We start from the raw sequence: 7949 nt of genomic DNA, 5'->3' as shown, positions 1-7949 counted from the left end.
TGTGGTTTGACGTTGATTGTAGTGTTTGAAATTCATGTCTAATCATCTGTAAATCAGATATAAATATACAAATTGCAACTCTTTTATGCAAGAAAAAACGTAAAAAAAAACCGTCTCAAGTTGTGAGACGGCTTCTTTTTTTTTGCGTGTAGGTTCCCCCGAAGTATAGTTTATCCCGAGAGGAACGATTCGGGAGTGCTATCTTCCGTTTTTATTTTAGATTCTTTCTCCTTATACCAACTCCTTTCCGTTCATTTTTCTGTTAAGAACTTATCGTTGTAAAGGGTTGCATTATCAAAAGCTTACTTATTTTTGTACCATTCCGCACAGGGTTTATGAAAAAGAGTACCGTTATGATTGCATTAGTAGTAGCATTTATAGGCATTGTCCTTGTGACAGGCGCTTTATTTTATTTATACAGTTCCAACGAAGTCGCCAAAACCAAGCAGGAAACGGGCGAATTGAAAGTGGATCGTGCCCGTCGTGAAATTGAAGATATCAAAGGCGAAATTGAAGATACAAAGGAGAAATTGGTCGAAACCGAAACAAAGTTAGACGACGCCAAACCCAATCTCGAAACCCAAATTGCCTCCGATAACATTCCGATTGTAGAAATCACCGACACCGATCTTAGTGAATCGCGTGAAGTCAATGAAGCCCGAAAAAAAGGGGAGCGGTTGACGTACATTCATCAACTTAAATTTAATTTGGTGAATACGGGGAAATTTTCGTTAAAGGATGTTATCTTTTCCATTAAAGATATTTACACCGAAAACGGCGCTGGCCGCAAAAAGAAAGCAAAAGATTACACCTACATGGGCCGCACCTTTAGCACGGAAGATGTGGGGGCGTACCAAAATGTGGAAATTCCAACACTCAATTTAAAGTCCAAAAAACAAGTCTATGTCTGTAATTTACCCTCCAGCTTTGGGGTGGGCGATTATTATTTTGACCTAATTTTGGAGTGGAATGGCGGGTTTTACCAAATGCATGTCGATATTGAAGAACTCAACGGGAAACTCAAATACCGGTATCAATTTTACGACATCGACGGCAAAGCCATTGATTTCAAAAAAGTGGAAGAGAAGATGAAACCATAAAAAAAGCCCCGATTGGGGCTTTTCGTTTATTTTGTGGAATCAATCCAACGTTGTACTTTTTGTTCCAACAAGGCCAACGGCATCACTCCTGATTCCAAAACGATTTGATGGAATTTTTTGATATCAAAGCGTTGTCCCATTTCTTTTTCGGCTTTTTTACGCAGTTCCATAATTTTGAGTTGCCCAATTTTATAGGATAGTGCTTGCCCGGGGATCGCCATATAACGCTCGATTTCGGCGATTATACTCGCTTCACTTTCGGCTTCGTTAGCCAAAGAATACGCGATGGCTTGTTCGCGTGTCCACTCTTTAGTATGTATTCCGGTGTCGACGACCAAACGGATAGCGCGGTGCATTTCGCTGCTCAACATACCAAAATACTGATACGGATCGCGGTACAAGCCCAGTTCAAATCCTAAACTTTCGGTATACAACGCCCAACCTTCTCCATACGCGCCAAACCAATTGAATTTGCGGAAGTCGGGGAGACTTTTATTTTCTTGTTGCAACGATATTTGAAAGTGGTGTCCGGGGATGGCTTCGTGTAAAAACAAATCTTCATCCCCATAGTAATTGTATTTGGTCACGTCGGGAATGGGTACATAGAAGGTGCCAGGGCGTGATCCGTCGATGGCGCCTTGTACATATTCGGCACTGGCTGTTTTTTCACGAAAAGCTTCCGTGCGTTTCACGCGAAAAGGGGTTTTAGGCTGTAAGGAAAACAACTTATCCACATGGGGTTTGATAGTGGAGTGAATTTTTTCAAAATTGGCAATTACCTCGTCAGGCGATGTGAAAGGCATGAGCTCTTTTTTGTTGCGAACGAAATCGAAAAATTCGATGATACTCCCCTTGAAACCTACTTGGTTTTTTACTTTTTCCATCTCCTTTTTAATACGCGCCACCTCTTGTAGTCCCAATTGGTGAATTTCATCGGGGGTTTTGGTCGTTGTTGTCCATTGTTTGGCTAGAGCGGTATACCATTCTTTTCCTCCTTCTAAACTTCCGATGCCACTGCTTTTGCGCGTTTGTGGCAGATATTCGTTTTTCAAGAAAGCAACCATTCGTTGAAATGAGGGAACCAATTGGTTTTGAATCGTTTCGCGGTAGGCTTTGGTCAGTTTTTGTTGCGTAGCCGCATCTAGGGTTGCAGGTAGTTTTGTGATGGCGGTGAAGTACAAATGGTCTTCCGGCTTTTCGGTAACCATGGCTTCAAACTGAGGAATCAATTTTTCGGTCAATGCTTTGGGAAGCACGTATCCTTTTTTCATTCCTTTTTTCATGGCCACTTGCGCCGAATCCATCCACACAGCAAACAATTCCATGCGGCGTAAAAAGTTGCGGTAATCTTTTTCATTTTTAAAAGGTTGTGCACTTTCTGCGCCAGCATACTGCCCCATAGTCAAATGCGTTCCCGAGAATTGATTGAGAGGAAGATAATGCGAGGGATGTTTCAAAAGTTCCTCTCCTACAGCAACTTCCCATAGAATGATATCGTAACTTATTTTTTCTTCAGCCGTTAACGATTCATAGTCTACATTTTCAAGTTGGGCTTTGGTTTCCGTGTAAAATTCTTGTTGTGCTTTTCGATAATGCTCGGTCATTTCAAACTGCAATTGGTCGTTGAATTTCGATTGACCATTAACCGTTGCATCTAATGGATTAAGACGGTTCTTGCCTTCAAAATAGGTTTGCGTAATTTTTGAAAAATCAACGGCGGTCTTGTTTTTTTGACAGCCAATCAAGCCAATGAAACCCAAGAGTAACAGGAAAGTTATTTTTTTCATGCGTTACGAATTTAGTGCTTCAACCACGATTTCGGGATCTTTAAGCATATCTTTCAACATATTTTCAATGCCATTTTTAAGCGTGAAAGTAGAGGAGGGGCAACCGTTGCAGGAGCCTTGTAATACCACTTTTACACGCTTCGAATGTTCATCAAACGAATCAAAAAGAATATTGCCTCCATCGGCTGCAACGGCTGGTTTTACATATTCTTCCAAGATGTTGATGATTTGTTGTGAGGTGGTATCCAGATGATCAAAATTTTTGATTTGCTGTTTTTCCTGTTGTGGGGCTTGTTCCAAAAGGTTTTCCTCTACAACGACGCCTCCGTTTTCGATATATTCTTTGATAAACGTACGCAATTCCAGAGTCACTTCATCCCACGAGGCAATATCGTATTTGGTAATAGAGATGTAATTTTCGTCAAAAAACAATTCTTTTACAAATGGAAATTGAAACAAAGCTTGCGCTAAGGGGGATACTTTGGTGGCATCAATATTTTTAAATTCGACGGCTTGCGGAGTGATTTTTCGGTTGACGACAAATTTTAAGGTAGCCGGATTCGGGGTGGTTTCGCCATAGACAGAAATCGGAATCTTTTTTGGAGCCGTATCCTCCAAGAGCACTTTTCCGCCTTGCGCTAAGAAGTTTTCAATTTGCTCAGCAACTTCCTCTTGCACATCGGCCCATTCGACAATGCTAAACCGTTCAATAGCCACAAAATTTCCAGAAATATAAACTGTTTTCACAAAAGGAAGGTAGAACAATTTTTGTGCTAACGGAGAATTCTGGGCTTCGTCAATATTTTTAAATTCATAGTTTTTTCCGCGGGTTAAAAAATCAGAAAATTCAAATTTTAAAATCGTAGGATTTTGGGTTTCTTTTATCGTAATTTTCATGTGTTTAAGGCTAATTTCTGCAAATTTAACAAAGTTATTTTTTGAGAATCTTTATATTTGAAGTTTTAAACAATTAATTAACAAAATTACCGTTTCAGAAGAACCGTTTTTTTGTTCAAATACGATTTCGAATGAGAGGAAAATTACTTCTTTTTTTATTGGGAATGCAACTAGGATTCTCACAAGCCATTAATGTTGACTTAAACACATATACTGTTCCTCAATTAGTTAGCCAAGTTCTTTTTTCGGGGGGGTCAGGTGGCGCTGCTTGTGTGGGGACCATCACTAATGTGACTTGGAGTACGGGAACAAACTTTGGTTCTGTAACAGGGGGGCAACCCGATAACGGAATTGGTTATTTTACCAATGTGAATACCACTTTTCCATTGGCCAACGGAGTAATTTTGAGTACGGGTAGGGCTACTGCGGCTGCCGGTCCTAATGCCAATACGCAAAGTAACGGTGCTTTTACATGGCCTGGGGATACCGAGCTTTTTGACTATATAACTGCATTGGGGATAGATCCTCAGTTAGATAGTTATAATAATGCAACAATCCTGGAATTTGACTTTGTTCCTTTTGCCAACAGTATGAGTTTTGACTTTTTATTTGCCTCGGAGGAATATGGAACGTTTCAATGTGATTATTCGGATGCCTTTGCGTTTTTTTTACAAAACACAACACAAGGAACACCTGTCACCAACTTAGCTCTCGTCCCTAACACAACCGATCCCATATCGGTGACAACGATTCGAAGTGACGCTTACAATACCACTTGTGGATCGGTCAATCAAAATTTCTTTGGAGTATATAATGTTGTGGGTCCTGCCATTACGGCTACAAATTTCAATGGGCATACCGTCCGCATGACCGCTTCCTCTGCAGTTGTACCCGGCGACACTTATCATATTAAGCTAGTTATTGGCGATAGAAATGATAATGCATTTGATTCAGCTGTTTTTCTAGCAGGAGGGAGTTTTGATATCGGAGAATTAGAAATTGCCTCTGATCCCACAACAGGGGGGTTGCCCGGATTTACCTTGGCAGCAGGTACGGCTTTGTGTGCGGGTAGTCCTCAAGATATTGTTGTCGGCACTTTGATTCCCGGAGCCACTTACAATTGGTTCAACGGAACAACTTTGGTGCAATCAGGCCCTTCAAATGTGCTTACCGTAACACAAGCAGGGACGTATTCGGTTGAAGTAATTGCGCCAGGAGGTTGTCAAATACCCGTTGCCAACACGTTCTTAGTGGAGGAGTTTCCACCACTACCCGCTGGAACACCATTGGATTTATTTAATGTGGGATTAAATACCATTTTTAATCTTACCACAAACACACCTTTGATATTGAATGGAATTCCAAATCCTGGGGATTTTGCGGTGAGTTATTATACAAGTCTAGCAGATTTGCAAAATCAGCAAAATGAAATAACCAACATTAATGCCTATCCGTCTTTGTCTAATGGACAAACAATTTATGCTTTAGTATATGATCAATTTGGAACATACCCTTGTTTAACGGTTCGTACGTTTACTTTAAATTATGCTGCGGTATGTGAAACCATTACAAATCCTTCGAGTAACCAAGTACTGTGTGAGGGCACTGACCCAACAGTATTTAGCGTGACTACCAATGCTACAGCAGCAAATTCCATCAAGTTTGTTTACTTCAACGCCCCTCAGACGGGTGATGCCATGTACTCTGGAGGCACTGTATTAGGGACAGTAACTCCTGCTGCTGGTGTGGCTACATATGATGCAGGGGTGTTAGGTGCAACAGGCTCTTTGCCCAATACACCCGGTATGTATTATGTGTATGCTATATTAAATCCTACGCCATCCGATGCAACCTGTCGTCCTAATCAATTGATACAAGTAGTAGTCAATGACGGAGCGAATGCAGGGGCAGATGGGGCAATTACCCTTTGTGAAACCAATACAGCTACAATTAATTTAAATACCCTCATTTCGGGTCAAGACCCAGGGGGTACATGGGTTCGAACAACCGGTACTGGAGGTGTTTTCAATGCGGCAGCGGGTTTATTTTCTCCAACCGCAGGAAGTACAACGAGCACCTTTACGTATACAGTAAATGGAATACCTCCTTGTCTTGATGATTCAAGTGTTGCTTCTGTGATAATTAATCCGCAACCTGATGCAGGTCTTGATGGACAAATTCAAATTTGTGAAACAAGTGTTACTACCATCAATTTATTCTCTTTAATTTCTGGAGAAGAAACGGGGGGAACATGGGTTCGAACTACAGGTACGGGCGGTGTTTTTAATGCAGCCGCGGGAACATTTACACCCGGTTTAGGAGTTACTACAAGCACATTTACCTATACAATTGTGGGAACAGCACCCTGTGTAGACGATAGTAGTGTTGCCACTGTAGAAGTTGTTTCACAGCCTAATGCGGGTACTAATGGATCGGTTTCTATTTGTAGCAACGATCCGTCAACAATAAATTTAAACACAGTCATTTCAGGTCAGCAAACTGGAGGTGTTTGGACAAGAACAACTGGTACAGGAGGAGTTTTCAATGCTGCGGCGGGTACTTTTACGCTAACAGTAGGTGCTACTTCTAGTTCGTTTACCTACACCATTCCTGGAATCCTTCCTTGTGTACCTTCATCAAGCGTGGCTTCTGTAAACATAGTCCCACAATCCAATGCTGGGGTTGATGGTGCCACCACCGTTTGTGAAACGAGTACTTTAGCTATAGATTTATCTTCTTTAATCACAGGAGAACAAACGGGAGGGATTTGGACAAGAACTTCAGGGTCTGGCGGTGTTTTCAATGCGGCGGCAGGTACATTCACTCCTGCTCTCGGTGCAACATCAAGCGTGTTTACGTACACTTTAACGGGAACTACACCATGTGCTAATGACTCTAGTGAAGTAGTGGTTACAATTCAGCCCCAACCACAAGCGGGTATTGATGGAGGATTAACTATTTGTAACATTAGCACATCAACTATTGATTTATTTACGTTAATCTCTGGGGAGCAAACCGGTGGAACATGGACAAGAACAACCGGTACAGGAGGAACGTTTAATGCCGCTTTAGGTACTTTTACCCCCTCCTTAACAACCACTTCAAGTAGTTTTACATACACCGTAAGTGGTGTGGCTCCATGTATTGCGGATAGTAGTGTTGCTTCGCTTACAGTCAATATTCAGCCTACCGCGGGGAATGACGGTTCTATTGCGGTTTGTGAAACAAGTACCGCGGCAATCAATCTATCTTCCCTCATCACAGGAGAACAACCTGGAGGGATTTGGACTCGTACCACAGGAACAGGCGGTATTTTTGATGCTTTAGCAGGGACATATACTCCTGCAGTTGGTGCTACCACAAGTTCATTTACCTATACAGTCAATGGCACTCCTCCTTGTGGACCTGATTCAAGTGTAGCAACGGTTTCTATTTCAGTTGCTCCCAATGCAGGAATTGACGGTTCGTTAACGATTTGTCAATCAACAACCCCCATCAACTTAGCCGATATAATTACGGGTGAGCAGGTAGGTGGTTCATGGATACGAACAGGCGGTACAGGCGGCACATTTAATGCAGCCGCTGGAACATTTATTCCTGGATTTAATGCGACTCCAAGTACGTTTACTTACACCGTTTCTGGTAATGCTCCTTGTATATCCGATAGTAGTATTGCCACCGTGAATCCAATCACCGCCCCCACGGCCAACACCCCCACCGCATATGAAGTGTGTGACGACAACAACGATGGGGTGGCCTGTACTTTTGTGTTGGGCACCAAGACTCCGGAGATCACCACCAATCCCAACGTGCAGGTGAGTTACCACTTAACGCCCACCGATGCGCAAACAGGTTTTAATCCCATTGCGCCCAACCAGCCGTTTTGCAACAACGATTTTGACCAACAAACGATTTATATTCGGGTGTTCGACCCCCTAGCGCCCAACTGTCCCACCTTGACCACCCTTTCACTGATTGTGCATCCTAAGCCGGTGGCTAGTGCTGTAGCTGATTACGCCTTGTGTGATGACAACACCGACGGGATTGCCGTCTTTAATTTAAACGCGGTGGTTACCCCACAAGTCTTGGGTAGTTTGCCCGCAGGACAGCAAAGTGTTACCTACTACACCTCGCAAGCCGATGCCTTGGTGCCTCAAAATGCACT

4 protein-coding genes are annotated in these 7949 nt (G+C 42.5%); 2 read left to right on the top strand and 2 right to left on the bottom strand.

The genetic code is table 11. The features are described from left to right. The first annotated feature begins 353 nt into the window (after positions 1–353). Positions 354–1100, top strand: coding sequence for a hypothetical protein (locus O9316_RS08300; protein ID WP_298205023.1), 747 nt, complete (start codon positions 354–356; stop codon positions 1098–1100). 26 nt (positions 1101–1126) lie between these two features. Here the strand turns inward: O9316_RS08300 and O9316_RS08295 are convergent, their stop codons facing one another. Together O9316_RS08295 and O9316_RS08290 are read right to left on the bottom strand one after the other, a co-directional pair. Continuing rightward, positions 1127–2887: a DUF885 family protein gene (locus O9316_RS08295; protein WP_298205022.1), complete on the bottom strand. Its 1761-nt coding sequence runs from the start codon at positions 2885–2887 to the stop codon at positions 1127–1129. A 3-nt stretch (positions 2888–2890) separates the two neighbouring features. Then, entirely contained in the window at positions 2891–3784 is an 894-nt protein-coding gene (locus O9316_RS08290; RefSeq protein WP_298205021.1) for a NifU N-terminal domain-containing protein, read from the bottom strand. Positions 3785–3915: 131 nt separating this feature from the next. Here O9316_RS08290 and O9316_RS08285 point away from each other — a divergent pair. Next, the coding region (locus O9316_RS08285; RefSeq protein WP_298347109.1) for a choice-of-anchor L domain-containing protein at positions 3916–7949 on the top strand (4034 nt) is incomplete at its 3' end.

Source organism: Flavobacterium sp. (assembly GCF_027533505.1).
Lineage (GTDB): Bacteria > Bacteroidota > Bacteroidia > Flavobacteriales > Flavobacteriaceae > Flavobacterium.
This window is presented reverse-complemented; position numbering and strand designations above follow the sequence as displayed.